Raw genomic sequence first — 17,107 nt, forward strand, 5'->3', positions numbered from 1 at the left:
CTTATGAATTCAGTCGCGCAGCCGCTCTGCGATCCCCGTGGAAGGCGGCCGCGACAAGGGCTGCCATCGACTCCGGGTCGAGAGGACGTGGGTTGTTCTTGATCAAACGCGTGGCGCCCATGGCTTGTGCGGCCACGAGGGGCATCTGGTCCCGCCCTACCCCGAGCTCCGCGATGGTGCGGGGTATTCCGATTGAGCCGAAGAGCGCCGCGACAGCGTCGATGGCCGCACTTGCCTTCTGGTCCTCCGAGAGCCCGGTTGTCTCGGCGCCCATCGCGTCGGCAATCTCGGCCATGGCGGCGCGAGCATGCGACCGGTTGAACTCCATGACATAAGGCAACATGACCGCAACGCCCGCGCCATGCGGCGTATGGGTCAGGGCCCCTACCGGGTACTGGACAGCATGGGCCGCGGCAGTGCCTGCCGTGCCGAAGGCCAGGCCCGCAGCGGTCGCTCCCAACATAAGGCGCTCGCGGGCAACCGTGTCGGTTCCGTTGTCGTAGGCCGGTTTGAGACTTGCGGCGATATGGGAGATCGCCAACAGAGCATAATGGTCGCTCAGAGCATTCTTGCCGAGGAAGACGTGTTCGTGAGCGATCGTCGCGGTCGGGTCGCGCCGGATTGTGGTGAAAGCTTCGATGGCATGCGTCAACGCATCCGCGCCGGAAATGGCCGTCAGCGACGGGGGACACGAATAGGTCAGCTCAGGGTCGCAGATCGCGGTGTGCGGGATAAGATGGGGGCTTGCGATTCCGACTTTCACGGCGCGATCCGGGTCGGCAATCACGGCAACCGGCGTGACCTCGGAGCCCGTGCCCGATGTCGTCGGCACAGCGATGAGCGGCAGCACCGGACCAGGAATCTTGAATTCGCCGTAGTAGTCACTGGCCGTTCCGCCATGCGCCAGTATCAGCGCGATCACTTTGGCAGCGTCGATACAGCTTCCGCCGCCGATGCCGATGATCAGATCGGGATCGAAGGCACGGCCTGCTTCAACCCCCGCGGTGATGCAGGATGCGGGAAGCTCGGCGATCGTCCCTGAAAAGACCTTCGTGGCAACGCCAGCGCGGCTGATGGCGTCGATCAGTGCAGCGAAGGCCGGATCCGCCGCCAGGCGCTCATCCGTCACGACCAGGGCGCGCTGGCCGAGCGAGCGGGCGAACGCTGGCAACGCGCCACGCTGACCAGCTCCAAACACCAGGTTTCGCGGGGTGCGAAGAGTTCCGAACAAGGCTGCGGGCATTCGCTCTAACCATATTTGCGGTTGGGGGAGATGGGTGAGTTTGCGAGCACCTGCAGCCGCTCCCAGACCTCTTCGGCGACCGGTATACCTTCGACGAGGCGCTGCTTGCGGCATTCCCGGGCTCTGTCGCCGGGAACGAGAACGCGATCGAAACCCTGGGCGGGTTCGGTGCTTCGGATGAGATCGAGATAGCCGGCGAGCTTGGGCTGCGGCCCGTCGACGACAATGAACACGTCGCCCTTGTTGCAGATATCGCTCGCATCGAGCGTGCCGCGCACATCAGGGCCGATCGCGGCGCCGGCAAGGCTGGTCACCAGCAATTCAAATGCGAGGCCAAGCGCATATCCTTTGGCTCCGCCGAACGATGCGAGAGCCCCGTTTTTGGCGCGGTTCGGATCGGTCGTCGGGTTGCCGTCGGCATCGAGCGCCCAGTGTTCAGGGATGCTCACGCCGCGATGCGCGTGATCGTGGATCTCACCCATCGACACGATACTGGTCGCCGTATCCATGACAAAGGGCTCGTTCTCCGTCGGGACGCCAATCGCAATGGGATTGGTGCCGATGAGCGCCTTTCGCCCACCCCACGGATGCACCAGAGCTTCGCTTGTCGAGAGTGCAATAAGGGTTTGGCCCTGAGCCGCGACGTTTTCCGCGTACCAGCCAAGCATGCCGATATGGTTGGAGTTCGTGATTGCGGCCAGTGCGATGCCGGTCCGTCGAGCCCGCTCTTGAATCACATCCAGCGCTGCGTTGGCGACGACCGGGCCGAGCCCCATTTGTCCGTCCACCGCCAAGAAGGCATCGGATCGCCAGGTCTGACTACCCTTGGCATGAGGGTCGGCGACGCCGTTGACGATCCGTTCAATGACTCGATCAAGCCGAAGCAAGCCGTGAGACGGTACTCCGCGGAGCTCGGCTTCGAGCAGAAGGTCGAGCTGGAGCGCGGCATGGTCGAGCGGAACGCCCGCCTGGGCGAGCGCCCTGCCCGCCACTTCTCTCACCTTCGAAACCTCAAGCAGCCGCATGATATCAAATCCGATCGGATATAGGATTGAGGTGGGCGGACTATGGTGCTAGGATTCTGGGGCGTCAAGGCGGGGGGGCATAGAAATGCCAAAGGACAGCAGTCCGGAGAAACAAAGTTTCACAGCATCGACTTTGCTGCGGCGCCCTACTCGGCTGGGTGATGAAGTCTACAACGCAATCTATGCGCAGCTCATGTCCCACAAGATTGCCCCGGGCGGGCGGATCTCCGTGGACAATCTGGTGCGTGAACTCGGCGTCTCCCAAACCCCTATCCGCGAGGCGCTCTCGCGGCTGGAAACACAGGGGCTCGTCGTCAAGCGGCACCTCGTCGGCTACAGCGCCGCCGACCAGTTGAACAAGTCACGCCTCGAGCAACTCTACGAACTCCGACTGCTGTTGGAACCCTTCGCCGCAGCGAAGGCCGCCGTCACCATGACGGACGCCTCGATCGAGACCCTGGAAAGCTTGGCACAGGAGATGAAAGCCCTCGAGGCCGAAGATCCTCAGATTGCCTATGGTCAATTTGCGCAACGTGACAGCGAATTTCATGATCTGATCGCGGCAGGCAGCGGCAACGAGTTGGTGCGCGAGGCGCTGGCTAACCTACACACGCACGTGCATCTTTTCCGGCTCTTCTATCATTCTCAAGCCACCGCCGAAGCGAATGACGAGCATGCTCAGATCATCGCCGCCTTGCGAGGGCGGGATGCGGAAGCTGCCGCAGAGGCGATGCGGAGTCACATAGTTCGATCGAGCGAGCGCTTTGCGACATTCTTTACACGCTACCCGCGAGCTTCCTGATTAAACTTCGAATTTTGGGCAAGCATCGTTCTGCTGAGTGCTGGCGTTAAAGCGAGCGAGTTCGCGCTCCAATCCGATCTCGCTGCGACGCATGTCCCATTGAATGATTGGCCGCCGCCACCAGGGTGGTGTGGTCCTTCGAGTTGGCGGCGTTCTGAACGATGGTCCGCGACGGATACATCGGGGCCCCGCCGACCATGACGGTCTTCTCCGGAGGCTTCATGGACTGCGCGGCAGCTGGGGCAAACTGGGCGCCTCCAGGCGGTCGAAGGCCATTGTCGACCTGAAGCGGCAATGGCCATGACGGGTGAGCGTTGCGGCATTGGGAGCTGTGGACGATTCCGCAGCGACCCGCCCCCGCTTGCGATCGATGGGCGCGAAGACGCGGCAAACGCGCCTTGCACCCAAACGGACGAGCGCGCGCTCAGTCGAGCAAGGCCGCACCGAAATTCTGCCTCGGGTCGAGATCGGGAACAAGGCGGCCGGTTGGCATGGCCGCGTTCCCGCCGCTCCGGCTCAGCCAGCGGCCCGAGCCGGGGGTGCCGAGCAGCGCGCTGCCGGAGACGATTTCCAGCCCCCTGACGAGAACGCGCTCCGGCCATCCCGTGACGCTGCGGCCCGCAAAGGGCGTGAAGCCGGTGCGGTCATGCATCGCCGCGTCGGTGATGGTTGCCGTCTTGTTTGGGTCCCAGATCGCGATGTCGGCGTCGTAGCCGGGCAGCAGCGCCCCCTTGCCGGGAAGATTGTAGATCTCGGCGGGTGCGGTCGCAGTCAGGTTCACGAAAGCCTCGAGCCCGCGCCCGGCGAATTCAGGCCGGCCTTTCGAGACCAGAGCGTCGAAGAGCAGCGGCAGCCGTGTCTCCAATCCCGGCAGGCCGTTGGCGATCTGCTTGAAGGTCGGGTTCGGGCCTGCCGAGAGCTTTCCGGTCTCGTCGAAGCGATAGGGCGCATGGTCCGACGAGACCGTCTGGATGTCGCCGAGCGCCAGCGCCTGCCAAAGCGCCTCCTGATCTGTTTCCTCGCGCGGCGGCGGCGAGCACATCCATTTGGCGCCTTCGAGCCCTGGCTTGTCGAGGTCGTGCCGCGTCAGGAAGAGATATTGCGGGCAGGTCTCGGCAAAGACCTTGAGGCCGCGCCCGCGCGCCTGCCGGATCACCTGCGCCCCTTCTGCAGTCGAGACATGGAAGATCATGATCGGCTGGTCGAGCAGCTCTGCGGCTGTGATCAGCCGGTTGAATGCCTCGGCTTCGGAGCCTCGCGGGTGGCTGATCGCGTGGTATTTCGGCGTGACATAGCCCTTCTCGACAAGCTTCCTGCCCATCCAGGAGATCATGCCGTGGTTCTCGGCATGGACGCAGACCAGCGCCCGGTTCTGCCTTGCCGTCAGCAGCAGATCGAGCAGCGGCTCGTCGTCGACCTTGATCAGGTCGTAGGTCATGAAGACCTTGATCGAGGCATGGCCCTCGCCGATCAGTGCCGGCAGGTCCTCCTCGATCGTCTTAGCGTCGGGATTGGCGACGATGAGGTGGAAAGCATAGTCGATCAGTGCTCCGCGCCGTGCACGTTCGGCGTAGTCGTCGACGACCTGCCTGAGGTCGAGGCCGCGGTGCTGGGCCGCGAAGGAGATCAGCGTGGTGTTGCCGCCGAAGGCCGCCGAGGTCGTAGCGCTCTCGAAGGTGTCGGCATTGAGCAGCCCCCCTGCCGAGACCTGCTCGACATGGGCATGGGTATCGATGCCGCCCGGCAGGACGAGCTTGCCGCTGGCGTCGATTTCGCGGGCGCCCGGCGCGAGCCCCAGGCCCAGCGCGGCGACCTTGCCGTCCTTGACCGCGACATCGGCGCGGAAGCTCCCCGTAGCGGAGCCGACGGTGCCGCCGCGAATGACCAGATCGTAGTTCGCTGTCATCTGCTCCCGCCCTTCTCAGCGCACCATGACCGTACCGATCGCCATCGCGACTGCGGCTTGGGTCGGGTCGATAACCGGAATGCCCAGAGCATCTTCCAACGCCCTGCGGTGGCGCGCCATGCCGGCGCAGCCCATGATGACGACGCCTGCACCGTCCTCGTCCCGGAGTTCTCGGCCGACCGTGATCATGCGCTGCAGCGTGGCCTCGCCCGAGGCGCTTTCCGCCACCGAGATTTCGAGAGGCCGCTCGCCGGCCAGCCGGTCCATCTGCCCCATCTGGCGCAGATAGCGGATGTGACGCGGGATCGAGCGCGACTTGATCGCGATGACCCCAAAGCGGTCCGCGCGCGTCAGCGCCGTCAGAACGCCGCACTCGGCGATGCCGAGGACCGGGTTTGTCGTGCCCTCGCGGGTGACGTGGAGGCCGGGGTCGGAATAGCAGGCGATGACGAAGGCATCGACGTCGTTGGCGGCCTCGACACGGCGGCGCAGCGGAAGCGTGACGCTCTCGACATGCTCCTGCGTCTCGATGCCGACCGGGCCCTCGGCAAGTGTCTCGCAGACGATCTCGGGCCCCTCGGCAAAGGAGAACGGCGTCAGAGCCTGGCGCAGCCCTTCCGTGACCGCTTCATTCGAATTGGGATTGATGACGAGGATGCGGGGGCGGCGGTTCATCGGCAAGGTCCAGAATGGGTGGGCTGGTGGTTCAGCATGGCATCGCAGACCGGCTCAGGCGACCTCTCTCGCCACCCAATCGGCGAGGACGGTGCAGGCGGCGAGGAAATCGTCGATCTCCATCGCTTCCAGCGGGTTATGGCTGCCGTGCTCATTGCGCACGAACAGCATGGCGATGGGCACGCCGGCGGCCGCGAAAGCGGCCGAATCATGGGAGGCCGGGCTGCCCAGCGGCATCGTCGCGATGCCCTGACGTGCCGCTGCTGCCTCGAGCCCGGCGACGATGACGGGGTCGACCGGTCCCACGGCCGCGCTGGCGCGCGCGCCGAGTTCAAAGGTCACGCGCCGGCGCGTCTCGATCTCGCGGATGGCGACCAGCATGCTGGCCTCGACGCGCTCCAGCACCACCGGATCATACGCACGCACGTCGAGGCTGAAGGCGAAGTCGCCCGCAACGGTCGTCAAGCCATGAACGGCGGTATCGGTGTGGAAGCGACCGAGCGTCACCGCCATCGGAAAGCCCGCCGCCTCCTCCTCCTGCCACAGCCGGTCGAGCAGCATGGCGAACTCGGCGCCGGCCATGGCGGCGTCGCGGCGGAAGCGGCGTGGCGTGCCGACGTGATCGTAGCGCCCGACGATGCGCGCATCCGGATAGCGGAAATTGCCCGGCACGCCGGTGCAGATCGCGACCGGAAGCCTGGATTCGATCAAGCTGGGGGCCTGCTCGATGTGAACCTCGAGGAAGGCCCGGATCGCGGCCGGGTCCAGATGCCGCTCGCGCCTGCGGATCGCGCCGGAATCGCCGCCGCTGGCGTCGATGCCCGCGGAGAGCAGCCGACCGTCGTCGATGCGCCTGGCGTCCAGCGCACCATCCGGCAAGGTTCCGAGAGCCGAACGGCTGCCGATATAGGAGACCTGGAACCAGACGCTCTCCTCGGCGCGTACCCCCATCGCGGTGACGTTGCAGCACGGCCGGATGCCGAGCGCGCGCAGCGTCTCGATGACGACGAGACCAGCAACGACACCCGCTGCACCATCGAAATTGCCGCCATGCGGCACGCTATCGAGATGTGAGCCGATCAAGATGCGCGGAGCGGTGGCATCGCGACCGGGCAAGGTGACATAGGTGTTGGCCGCGAAGTCGTGCGAGACGACGAGCCCCCGCGCCTGACCGTGCTCCACCAGGAGGCGATGGCCGAATTCCTCGCCGGCGCCATAGGTGTCGCGCGTTATCCCGGGCTCGTCGCGGCTGCCGTCCGCCAACCGCCCGAACAGGTTCTCCACCCAGGCACGCTGCGCGGCCACGGCCTCGGCGATCGCTGTATCGGCGCGGGGCGTCCGGGCGGTTGCGGTCATGATCGGTCCAGTTGGTTGAACCCGGCATCCGGCCGGGATTGAGCTGCGCCGCCTTGCTGGTTGCAGATCGCAACGGTCATAGCGGTGATCGGCAGGTTCACAGGTGCAACTCGCGCCGCGTCACGGGGCGGCGGTCAGCCGCGTTTGAGGTTCCAGAACACCGGTGTGCCCTTCATCATCCCCGATAGATCGCTGCGGAAGAGCGTCGGCTGCTTGTACTGGCCGATCGGATAGTAGGGAACCTCTTGCAAGGCGACCTTTTGAATCTCGTCGCAGATGCGCTTCTGCACGGCGGTATCGCTGGTCGCCAGCCATTGCCCGCGCAACGCCTCGATCTTCTCGCTCTTGACCCAGCCCGGAAAGGCACCGTCTCCACGCAAGGTCGAGTGGACGAGCGGATTGAGCCAGTCGATGCCCTGCCAATTGCCGACGAAGACGTTCCAGCCTCCCTGGCCGGAGGGGCCCTTGTTGACGCGGCGCTTGAGCACCGACCCGAAATCGAGCGCTGTATATTCAACGTTCATGCCCGCCTTCTGCATGACGTCGGCTGCGATATCCCCCAGCGGCTTCTGGGCGAGCGAGTCGGCGGGCACCAGCAGCACGACCTTTTCGCCGTTGTAGCCGGCCGCCTTCAACTCGCGCCTGACCTTGTCGTAGTCGCGCTTGCCCCGGAAGACATCGAGGCCTGCGTCGCTCGCCATGGGCGTATCGGGTGTGAAATAGCCCAGCGGCATGTGCCGGAAGGCCGGATCGTCGCCGGCGACCGCCATCATGAAGGCGTCCTGGTCGATGGCGCCGAGCAGGGCACGCCGAATCGCCGGATTGTCGAACGGTGGTTGCAGATGGTTCACGCGCATCTGGCAGGTGAAGCCGAGCGGATCGAGCACCGCCGTGCGTGCGGCCCTGTTGGCGGCGATGACCGGCATCAGGTCATGCGGCATCGCCTCCTGCCAGTCCTGCTCGCCGGCCTGGACGGCTGCGGTTCCAGTCGCTGCGTCCGGCATCGTAGTCCACTCGACGCGGTCGAAGTGGATGATCTTCGGGCCCGAGGTCCAGTCCGGCGTTCCCTCGCGCGGCTTGTAGCGCGCGAAGCGCTCATAGACGTTGCGGGCACCGGGCACGCGCTCGTCGGCCTTGTAGCGGAAGGGACCGGAGCCGACGACCTCGGGAATGACCTTGAATGGGTCGGTGGCGGCCAGCCGCTCGGGCATCATGAAGCAGACCGGTGCCGAGACCTTGCCGAGCGCATAGGGCAGATAGGGGAACGGCACCTTGAGGCGAAAGCGTATGGTGCGGTCGTCGGGAGCCGACAATTCCTCGGTCGCCTGCATCAGCGCGTCTCCGGCGGCGTCGCGCATGGCCCAGCGCCGGATGCTGGCGACGCAGTCGCGGGCCGTCACTTTCTCGCCGTCGTGCCAGAGCAGGCCGTCGCGCAACGTCAGATTCCAGAGCTTGCCGTCGTTCTCGACCGTGTGGCCTTCGACCATCTGCGGAGACAGTTCGAGCTTGGTGTTCATGCCGTAGAGCGTGTCGAAAACCATGAAGCCATGGGTCCGCGAGACCTGCGCCGTCGCATAGATCGGATCCGGGAAAGCGAGATCGATGACCGGCACGAAACGCAGGGTCGAAGCGGGTGCTGCACGAACCAGAGCCGGCGCGGCGAGCGAGGCGGCGGCGGCGCCGGCGACGAAATGGCGGCGGTTGAGCATACGGCTTCCCTGGGCAATTCGTGACGCAGCCGAGGACCGGTGCGTGCGGTCCCGACCTTGGGGCGATGCGCCCGCTGAGACAATCGCCGCTGCTATGACGATTTCAGGGGTGACATTTGCTGGTTGAATACCGTGCGGAGAGCTCGGGCGCAGCAAGCTTGGTGGCCGTCTCGGCAGCCACCAGCCTGACTTCCCGCAAGAACGCCTCTGCAGCCCGCGAGATCGGGCGCTTGCGGGATCGGACGGCTGACGCCCGAACCTCCGAAGCGGGGGAGAAGGGCCGGATGGCGAGGTCGTAGTGTCCGCTGAAGACCGGTGACAGTGGATCGACCACCGCGACGCCGACACCGCTTTCCACGAGAACGCAGGCCGTGTTGCAATAGCGGACCTCGACGGAAAACCTGAACGGCGCGCCGGCCTGGGCAAAAGCGTTGCGAACGATCGTGCCCATGCGCGTGCCCTGTTCGAGCGCGATATAGGGCACGTCGCGCAGATCCTCCGGAGTGATCGTCGGCTTGGCGGCGAGCGGATGGTCCGGGCGCATGACGCAGACCATGTCTCCGGTGAAGAAGGTCTCGCAGGCCAGCCCGCGGTCGTCGTCCAGGCCCATGACGAAGCCGAGCTCCGCCGTGCCGTTCTCGACGCTCTCGATGACATGCTCGAAGCGCCGGACATCGAAGGAGACCCGCACCTTCGGGCGCTTTGCCAGATAGTTGCGAAGGGCGGAAGGCAGGACTCCGTAGCCCAGCGGCGGTGTGGCGATGATGCGGATATGGCCGGCGCGGTTCTCCTTGATGTCCTGCACCTTGCCCTCGAAAGCGGCATGCAGGGCAAATATCGGCTCGGAATCCTTGTAGAGCGAACGGGCCTCGGCCGTCGGGAACAGGCGGTTGTTGACGCGTTCGAACAGGGGAAAACCGATCTGGCTTTCGAGATGCTTGATCGCGTTACTGACCGCGGGCTGCGACAGCCCCAGCTCCTGGGCGGCGCGAACCGTGGTCTCGCAGCGGACCACGGCGCGCAAAAGCTCGATCTGACGGAGGTTCATATGCGCTTTCCGAATAATATGGCCACATCCTATTCGCCCAGGAAATCATAAGCCACCCCTGGCTGCATCCGACCTCAGGCCCAGCGCAGGCTCGGCGGCGAGAGTTCGTCGACTGAACGCCCGGCCCAATCCAGTGAGGAGGCCGTGGAGAGCGCGCGCCGCTGCGCCGCTTCGAGGCCGTCCGACGCCGCCTGATAGTCCATCGTCAGGACCTTGCCATCGGCGACCACCTGCTTGCCCTGGACGAAGACATGGGCGACAGCCCGGTCGGCTGCGGCGTTGACCAAACTCTTCAGCGGGTCGCGCGTCGGGCGCATCATCGGATGGGTCAGGTCGACCATGACCAAATCAGCCTGAGCGCCCCTGGCGAGCCGGCCGATGTCGTTGCGCCCGAGCAGCTTCGCGCCACCGAGCGTCGCGGCCCGGAAGACCTGCCCCATGGTCACCACCGCATGGCTCTCGCCGGTGATGCGGGCATAGACGCCGGCATGGCGCAATTCCTCCAGCATGTTGTGCGGGAAGGTGTCGGTGCCGATGCCGATATTGACGCCCGCCTTCAGATAGCGGCCGAGGTCACGTAGCGTGAAGCCCCGCCGGCCGAAGACGGTCGGACAATGCGCAACCGAGGTGCCGGTCTCGGCGAGGCGTGCGAGATCGGTCCTGGTCGGCCAGCGCACCCAGGGGTGGTCGTCGAGGAAGATGGCGTGGGCGATCGAGGCGTTCGGGGCGAGGAAGCCGACGCTGTCCAGCCACTGGATCGGCGAGAGCCCGCTGCGGCGGATCATCTCGTGGAACTCGCTGATCGACTGGCCCGCATGGGTCTGGATCGGAATCTTCCGCTCGGCCGCAGCGGCGATCGAGGCGCGGAAGAGCTCCTCCGTGCAGGTGTCGATCTGGGCGGGGCATGCGAGGCCGGAGAGCCGACCGGACTCATGGGCCTGCGCAGCGTCGATGATTCTGAACGCCTCCTCCATCGCCTTGCGGCCAGCGGCATGGTCGAGCTCGTACTCGACGGTATATCCGTTGCGGGTGAACCAGCGGCCGTTGCGGTACATCGGCGCCATGACCATGCGCAGGCCGCTCGTCGCCGCCCGATCGAGCCAGCCCTCGCTCGGGAAGGAGAGGTCGACCAGCGTGGTGACGCCGGACATCAGCAACTCCGACCAGGCAACATGGTTCAGATGCGGAATGCCCTCCGCATCGGCGCGAAACAGCCAGAGGAATTCGTAGAGCGAGGAGTTGTAGAGTTTTGGCGTGCCGACCTCGTCGGTCATGCCCTTGTTGCCGGGCTCGCTCGACGGGTGGGAGTGGATGTCGACGAGGCCCGGCATGACCATGAAGCCCTTGCCGTCGATCTCACGCGCGATCTCGCCCGCGAAGCCCTCGCCGAGTTGCAGGATGCCGCTCGCATCGAAGACGACATCGAGATTGCGGCGGTAGACATGGTCGTCGGACGCCGGGTCATAGGCGATGACGATGTCGGCATTGCGGATGCGGGTGGTCATGGTTCGCTTCACCTCGGCGTTCCCGGGGGTATTTGAGCCCTCATTCCGAGGAGGCCCGGAAGGCCGTCTCGACGGATGCTCCAGACGGCTCTGGATCATCCTTCGAGACGCCGCGCGCCGCGGTTCCTCAGGATGAGGGCTTGAGAGTGGGAGGATGCGCCCTTCAGGCGCCCGCCGCCTTCTCCTGCGCGCGGAAATGCTCGGCGATCTCCTTGCCGGTGGCGATCCAGACGTCACCGTAGCCGCGAGCGCGCGCCAGGAAATCGCGCATGATGCCGATCCGCATCGGCCGCCCCGAGACCTGCGGATGCATCACCATGGAGACGAGCCCGCCCCATTCGCGCGTCTGGTCGAGCTCGTCGTTCCAGATCGAGAGCACATGCTCCTTCGGGAACATCGGGCGCGGCGAGAAGCGCTGCGACAGGCCGTAGAGCCAATCGTCGAACGACATGTTGACCGGCAGCTCGACGGGCCCCTTCGAGCCGTCGCGGAGCTTGTGACGGTAGGGGCGGATATCGTCGCGAAAGGAAGAGGAATAGACGATGCCCTTGTCGCTGAGATAGCCGAGCAGCTCGTCGTAATTCTCACCCGACGGGGCCCGGTAACCGACCGGCGTCACGCCGAGCACGCGCTTGAAGATCTCCAGCGTCTTGTCGATCTCCTCCTTGTCGGCGGCGAAGTCGCCGGGCTCCGGCCGCTTGTGGGAGTAGCCGTGATGGCCGACCTCGTGCCCGTCCCTGACGATGGCCTCGCACATCTTCGGGTGCACCTCGACGACCCAGCCGGGGATAAAGAAGGTCGCCTTGATCTCCACCGAGCGGAGGTAGTCCAGGATCTTGGGGACGCCGACCCGCTCCTCGTAGCCGCCGAAGGAGAGCGTCACGAGCCGATCGGTGTTCTTGGCGTCGTATTGCAACCAGGCCGTCTCGGCATCGACGTCGAAGGCCGGGAACACCGCGCACCGGTACCCGGCCGGCCAGGGATAGTCCGGGGCGGGATCGGCGGGATTGGCGGCGCGCTGGGGGAAATCTGTGAGCATGGCAGGCGTCTTTCGCGAATGGGCGCCGCCCGCTTGACGGCGGGAGCGTGACGGGAGCGGTTCGTGTTTGGATTCAGTTCTTGGTTTCGCCGTTGATCATCAGCGTGTCGACCTTGGCGTCGGCCAGCTCCCACTTCTGCAGCACGGCGGCATAGCTGCCATCGGCCAGCATCGCGGTGAAGGCCCTGGCGACCGCGTCGCGCAGTTCGGTATCCTTCTTGGCGAAGGCGAGGCCCTGATAGACGGTGGTGAAGGGCGTCCCCAGGACCGCGTAGCTGCCGGGCTCCTGATTCATCAGATAGGGCAAGGTCTCGCTGCCCTGCACGGCGGCATCGAGGCGCTTCTGCCTGAGTTGCGTGCGCGCATCGGCCGAGCCCTCCGTGCCGACGATCTGCAGCGCCGGCTTGCCCTTGGCCTCGCAGTTTTCCTTGCTCCAGCCTTCCATCTCCTTGGGAAAGGAGGTGCGGCGGCTGGCGCCGACCTTCTTGCCGCAGAGGGCGGCAAGGTCCTTGAACTCATCCTTGCGGTCGCCATTGGTGTAGAACTGCGCGCCGGAGGCGAGATAGTCGACGAAATCCAGGCTCTCGCGCCGCCCCGGCAGATCGCTCATGCCCGAGAGGATCATGTCGGCGCGGCCGGTGGTCAGTGCCGAAATCATCTGCTCGAAGCTGATCTCCTCCCATTTGACCGTGACGCCGAGCTGCTTGCCGAGCGCTTCGCCGAGGTCGATGTCGAGGCCTGTCAGCTTGGAGGTCTTCGGGTCCTTGAACTCGAGCGGCGGATAGTTCGGCACGTTGGCGACGACGAGCGTCTTCTTCTCCAGGATGCGCGCCGGCAGGCTCTGGGCCTCGGCGAAGCCCGCCGCGGCACAGAGCGCGAGGGCCGAGAGGCCGAGCAGGATGGATGTCTTCGACATGGTTTTCCCCTTGTTCGTCAATGGCGGACGGCGTTGATGAAGGCACGGGTGCGGGCCTCCTTCGGGTCGACCAGCACGGCGCGCGGATCACCGAGCTCGACGATCTGGCCCTGGTCCATGAAGGCGACGCGGTGGCCGACATCGCGTGCGAAGCCGAGTTCGTGCGTGACGCAGATCATGGTCATCCCGGTCTCCGCGAGGTCGCGCATGACGCGCAGCACCTCGGAGACCAGCTCCGGGTCCAGTGCCGAGGTCGGCTCGTCGAAGAGCAGGAGCTCCGGGCGCATGGCGAGCGCGCGCGCGATGGCGACGCGCTGCTGCTGGCCGCCGGAGAGCTGGGAGGGATAGGCGTCGCGCTTCTCGGCGAGCCCGACCCGTTCGAGGAGGGCGAGCGCGCGGGCCCTCGCTTCGGTGGCCGGCTCGCCCAGCACCTGCACCGGCCCCTCGATGATGTTCTGCAGGGCCGTCAGATGCGGGAACAGGTTGAAGCGCTGGAACACCATGCCGATCGAGCGGCGCTGGCGGGCGATCGCTGCGTCGTCGAGCTCGTAGAGCTTGTTGCCCTCGCGGTGGTAGCCGACGCGCTCGCCCGAGACCCAGAGCGCACCGCCATCGATGCGCTCGAGCTGGTTGATGCAGCGCAGGAAGGTGCTCTTGCCCGAGCCGGAGGGGCCGATGATGCACAGCACCTCGCCTTTCGAGATCGCGAGGTCGATGCCCTTCAGCACCTTGAGCTGCCCGAAATGCTTCTCGACCTTCTGGGCGAGGACAAGGGGGGCGCCGGCGGCGAGATGGTCGGGATCGGTCGTCCGGACCTTGGGGAGGGTGTCGTTCATGGCCCCCTCTCCTCAGCGTCGTGCCGGCGCGGCGACGCCGCGGGCGTAATAGGCTTCGATCCGCCCCTGGATCAGGCTGAGGATGGTGACGACGACCAGGTACCAGATCGCGGCAACGATCAGCAGCTCGATGACGCGCGAATTGGCGTAGTAGATGTTCTGCGCGCTGTGCAGGATCTCGGCGAACTGGATGACGCTCGCGAGCGAGGTGAGCTTCACCATGCCGATGAACTCGTTGCCGATAGGCGGCACGATCACGCGCATCGCCTGGGGCATGATGATCCGCCGCAGGAGCTTCAGACGCGTCATGCCGAGCGTCTGCGCTGCCTCGTACTGGCCGTTGTCGACCGAGAGCAGGCCGGCGCGCACCACCTCGGCCGTGAAGGCACCCTGCTGGATGCCGAGGGCGAGCAACGCCGCGACGAAGGGCGTCATCACGTCGACGGTCTTGAACGAGAACAGCCCCGGAATGCCGATGGTCGGGAAGACCAGCGCGAGGTTGAACCAGAGCAGCAATTGCAAGAGCGCCGGCACGGCCCGGAAGAACCAGATGTAGCCAACAGCCGTCTTCGACAGCACGGGATTGGCCGAAAGCCGCATCACCGCGAAGACGACTCCGAGCGTGATGCCGAGCAGCATCGCCAGGATCGCCATCACGATCGTGTTGACGAGGCCGGTCATAATGGCCTCGACCGTCAGGAATTCGGCGACGTAGTTCCATTCGATCTGCCCGACCGCGAAGGCGCGAACGATCGCGGCCAGTGCGAGGCAGACGATGGCGGCGCCGATCAGCCTGCCGAAATGTCGCCGGGGAACGATGATGAGGTGGTCGGATTCTGCGATCATCTTGTCTCGATGGCTTCGGGGCGTAGAAGGAACGCGCAGGGATTGACGAAGAATTGGCGCAGGCTCGCCGGTTCAGCCGGGCGCTTCCGGGCAGGTCAGCAGGATCTTCCCGACATGGCTGCCGCTCTCCATGTATCGGTGCGCGGCTTCGGCCTCGGCGAGCGGAAAGCTGCGGTCAATCACGGGCGCGATGGCGCGGCTGGCGAGATGGGGCCACAGGTCGCGCAGAACGCCGGCCAGGATACGCGCCTTCGCCTGAGGAGGCCTGTCACGGAGCGACGTCGTGAACAGCGAGGCGCGCTTGCGCATCATGGTGCCAAGCGCGATCGTCGCCTCGCGCCCGCCTTGCAGGCCGATCATGACGATGCGTCCGTCGGAAGCGAGCGCCGCGACATTACGGTCGAGATAGGCCGCGCCCATGTTGTCGAGGATGACATCGACGCCCCGGCCGCCGGTCTCTGCTTCGATGACGGCGGCGAAATCCTCCTCGGCATAGGAGATCGCGCGATCGGCGCCGAAATCCCGGCAGCGCTGCAGCTTGTCGGGGCTACCCGCCGTGGCGAAGACGCGGACGCCGATCGCCTTGGCCGCCTGGATGGCGAAGGAGCCGATGCCACCGGCACCGCCATGGACGAGCAGGCTCTCGCCCGGGTTCAGCGCGCCGAGATCGAAGACGTTCGACCAGACGGTGCAGGCTGCCTCGGGCAAGGCGGCCGCGGCGAGCAGATCGATGCCTTTCGGCACCGGCAGTACCTGCGCCGCCGGAGCCACGACGAACTCGGCATAGGCCCCTTCCGAAACCAGGGCACAGGCTTCGTCGCCGACGCACCAGCCGGTCACCCCTGCCCCGACCTCCGCGACGGTGCCCGAGCATTCATAGCCGATGATCCTCGGCAGGTTCTGCTCGATGCCATAGGTCCCGCGACGCTGCAGCAGATCGGCATAGTTGAGCGCTGCTGCGCGAGCGCGCAGCACGATCTCGCCGGGCCGAGCGCGCGGGACCGGCATATCCCTCCAGGCGAACACCTCGGGCCCGCCGAAGCGAGGCAGAATGACGGCCTTCATGAGCCGATCCTCATGAGCAGGCATTACTGCCCGGCGTCGACCGTTGGCTCGGGAAGGCTCTGCCGCTCGAGGCCGAATTTCTTCAGGGCCTGCTGATAGGCGCCGTTCTTCATGACCATCGCGATTGCCTTGGCGACGGCGTCGCGCAGCTCGGTGTTCTTCTTGTCGAAGGCCAGGCCGAAAAGCGTCTTGTTCAGCGGTTCGCCGACGAACGCATAGGTATTCGGCTCGTCCGCCATGAGATAGGCGACGTATTCGGGGCCGAGCACCGCGGCGTCGAGCCGGCCCTGCTTGAGCTCCAGCCGCGTCGCGGTCGCACCGGCCGTGCCGTTGACGGTGATCGCGGGCTTGCCGGCGCCAGCGCAGTTCTTCTCGCTCCAGGCCGCCGTGACCGGCATGTAGCTCGTGGTACGAGGGGCACCGACCGTCTTGCCGCACAGATCCGTGTTGCTCTTCAGCTCGCCGGCCTTGGCCGCCAGGGCGAAGGGCTGCGCGCCCGTGGCGAGATAGTCGACGAAGGTGAGCTTGTCGCGGCGCGACGGCAGGTCGCTGATCGCGGTGCCGATCATGTCGATGCGGCCGGTCGTCAGCGAAGTCATGAGCTGCTCGAAGCTCATCTCCTCCCATTTGACGGGGATACCGAGTTCCTTGGCGATGGCGTTGACGAGTTCGACATTGAAGCCGGCGCGCTCGTTGGTCTTCGGATCCTTGTACGCCATGGGCGGATAGGTCGTCTCGATGCCGACCACGATCTGCCCGGCAGCCTTGAGGGAGGCCGGCAACGCCGTCCCCGCCTGCTGGGCGCCAGCGGGCAGAGCAGTCGCAAGGCCGAGCGCCAGTGCGAGGGCGCTGGCCCGAAGATTTCGGTTGGCTGAGGTCTTGGCCATCATCTTGGCGGTCATAGTCATTCCCCGTTTTGTTGCTTGCGAGCCGTGCCGCCCCGGCAAAGAGATGCCAGGGACAAGCACGCTCGAAGCGAAGGCACTTTTGGCCCTGCGCTGCAGCGATCTTAACGGGAGCCGCCACCAACGGGGCACGAGACGGGGCTCTCGCGCTATGATTTGTTTCCGGTCGCTATTCGGCGCAGTTATACGATGGCGCCCCTGAAATCATCGGCTGTATGCCTTGAGGGACGC

Annotated in this window: 15 protein-coding genes and 1 pseudogene; 1 reads left to right on the top strand and 15 read right to left on the bottom strand. The window is 65.7% G+C overall.

The annotated features are described in order from the left end of the window. Window position 1: 1 nt before the first annotated feature. Together FG93_RS24815 and FG93_RS24820 are read right to left on the bottom strand one after the other, a co-directional pair. Window positions 2–1,243 carry an iron-containing alcohol dehydrogenase gene (locus tag FG93_RS24815; protein ID WP_043239822.1) on the bottom strand — a complete coding sequence of 414 codons (1,242 nt, stop codon included), beginning with the start codon at window positions 1,241–1,243 and terminating at the stop codon, window positions 2–4. Between the two features lie 5 nt (window positions 1,244–1,248). Next, entirely contained in the window at window positions 1,249–2,268 is a 1,020-nt protein-coding gene (locus FG93_RS24820; protein ID WP_043239825.1) for an Ldh family oxidoreductase, read from the bottom strand. Between the two features lie 85 nt (window positions 2,269–2,353). Between FG93_RS24820 and FG93_RS24825 the strand changes: the two genes are divergently transcribed. After that, window positions 2,354–3,070 (top strand): GntR family transcriptional regulator, encoded by a 717-nt coding sequence (locus FG93_RS24825; protein ID WP_043239828.1) that lies wholly within the window; start codon window positions 2,354–2,356, stop codon window positions 3,068–3,070. Between the two features lie 112 nt (window positions 3,071–3,182). On the opposite strand, the pseudogene FG93_RS33685 reads toward FG93_RS24825, so the two are convergent. The 13 genes and pseudogenes from FG93_RS33685 to FG93_RS24885 all read right to left on the bottom strand — a co-directional run. Continuing rightward, window positions 3,183–3,365 (bottom strand): annotated as a pseudogene (locus FG93_RS33685) (hypothetical protein); the annotation flags it as partial. Window positions 3,366–3,494: 129 nt separating this feature from the next. Then, window positions 3,495–4,976, bottom strand: coding sequence for a dihydropyrimidinase (gene hydA, locus FG93_RS24830; RefSeq protein ID WP_043239830.1), 1,482 nt, complete (start codon window positions 4,974–4,976; stop codon window positions 3,495–3,497). 15 nt (window positions 4,977–4,991) lie between these two features. Beyond that, on the bottom strand, window positions 4,992–5,651 hold the full coding sequence (locus FG93_RS24835) for an aspartate/glutamate racemase family protein (protein WP_043239832.1): 660 nt from the start codon (window positions 5,649–5,651) through the stop codon (window positions 4,992–4,994). 54 nt (window positions 5,652–5,705) lie between these two features. Continuing rightward, window positions 5,706–7,007: a Zn-dependent hydrolase gene (locus tag FG93_RS24840; protein ID WP_043239834.1), complete on the bottom strand. Its 1,302-nt coding sequence runs from the start codon at window positions 7,005–7,007 to the stop codon at window positions 5,706–5,708. Between the two features lie 134 nt (window positions 7,008–7,141). Further along, a complete protein-coding gene (locus tag FG93_RS24845; protein ID WP_043239835.1) occupies window positions 7,142–8,716 on the bottom strand; it encodes an ABC transporter substrate-binding protein in 1,575 nt (524 codons plus the stop codon). 103 nt (window positions 8,717–8,819) lie between these two features. Next, complete coding sequence (locus FG93_RS24850; protein ID WP_081881831.1) at window positions 8,820–9,764, bottom strand: LysR family transcriptional regulator; 945 nt, start codon at window positions 9,762–9,764, stop codon at window positions 8,820–8,822. Between the two features lie 74 nt (window positions 9,765–9,838). Beyond that, entirely contained in the window at window positions 9,839–11,269 is a 1,431-nt protein-coding gene (locus FG93_RS24855) for an amidohydrolase family protein (protein WP_043239837.1), read from the bottom strand. A 163-nt stretch (window positions 11,270–11,432) separates the two neighbouring features. Continuing rightward, the gene (locus tag FG93_RS24860; RefSeq protein WP_043239839.1) at window positions 11,433–12,308 is read right to left on the bottom strand and encodes a polysaccharide deacetylase; all 876 of its coding nucleotides are present in this window, start codon (window positions 12,306–12,308) and stop codon (window positions 11,433–11,435) included. A 73-nt stretch (window positions 12,309–12,381) separates the two neighbouring features. Next, window positions 12,382–13,224 (bottom strand): ABC transporter substrate-binding protein, encoded by an 843-nt coding sequence (locus FG93_RS24865; RefSeq protein WP_043239841.1) that lies wholly within the window; start codon window positions 13,222–13,224, stop codon window positions 12,382–12,384. A 17-nt stretch (window positions 13,225–13,241) separates the two neighbouring features. After that, window positions 13,242–14,060: an amino acid ABC transporter ATP-binding protein gene (locus tag FG93_RS24870; RefSeq protein WP_043239842.1), complete on the bottom strand. Its 819-nt coding sequence runs from the start codon at window positions 14,058–14,060 to the stop codon at window positions 13,242–13,244. Between the two features lie 12 nt (window positions 14,061–14,072). Then, on the bottom strand, window positions 14,073–14,906 hold the full coding sequence (locus FG93_RS24875; protein WP_043239844.1) for an amino acid ABC transporter permease: 834 nt from the start codon (window positions 14,904–14,906) through the stop codon (window positions 14,073–14,075). 72 nt (window positions 14,907–14,978) lie between these two features. Next, window positions 14,979–15,971 (bottom strand): NAD(P)H-quinone oxidoreductase, encoded by a 993-nt coding sequence (locus tag FG93_RS24880; RefSeq protein WP_043239936.1) that lies wholly within the window; start codon window positions 15,969–15,971, stop codon window positions 14,979–14,981. A gap of 23 nt (window positions 15,972–15,994) precedes the next feature. Beyond that, window positions 15,995–16,873, bottom strand: coding sequence for an ABC transporter substrate-binding protein (locus FG93_RS24885; protein ID WP_244448729.1), 879 nt, complete (start codon window positions 16,871–16,873; stop codon window positions 15,995–15,997). Window positions 16,874–17,107: the final 234 nt, after the last annotated feature.

Source organism: Allobosea sp. LC85 (assembly GCF_000735605.1).
In the GTDB taxonomy this organism is placed as follows: Bacteria; Pseudomonadota; Alphaproteobacteria; order Rhizobiales; family Beijerinckiaceae; genus Allobosea.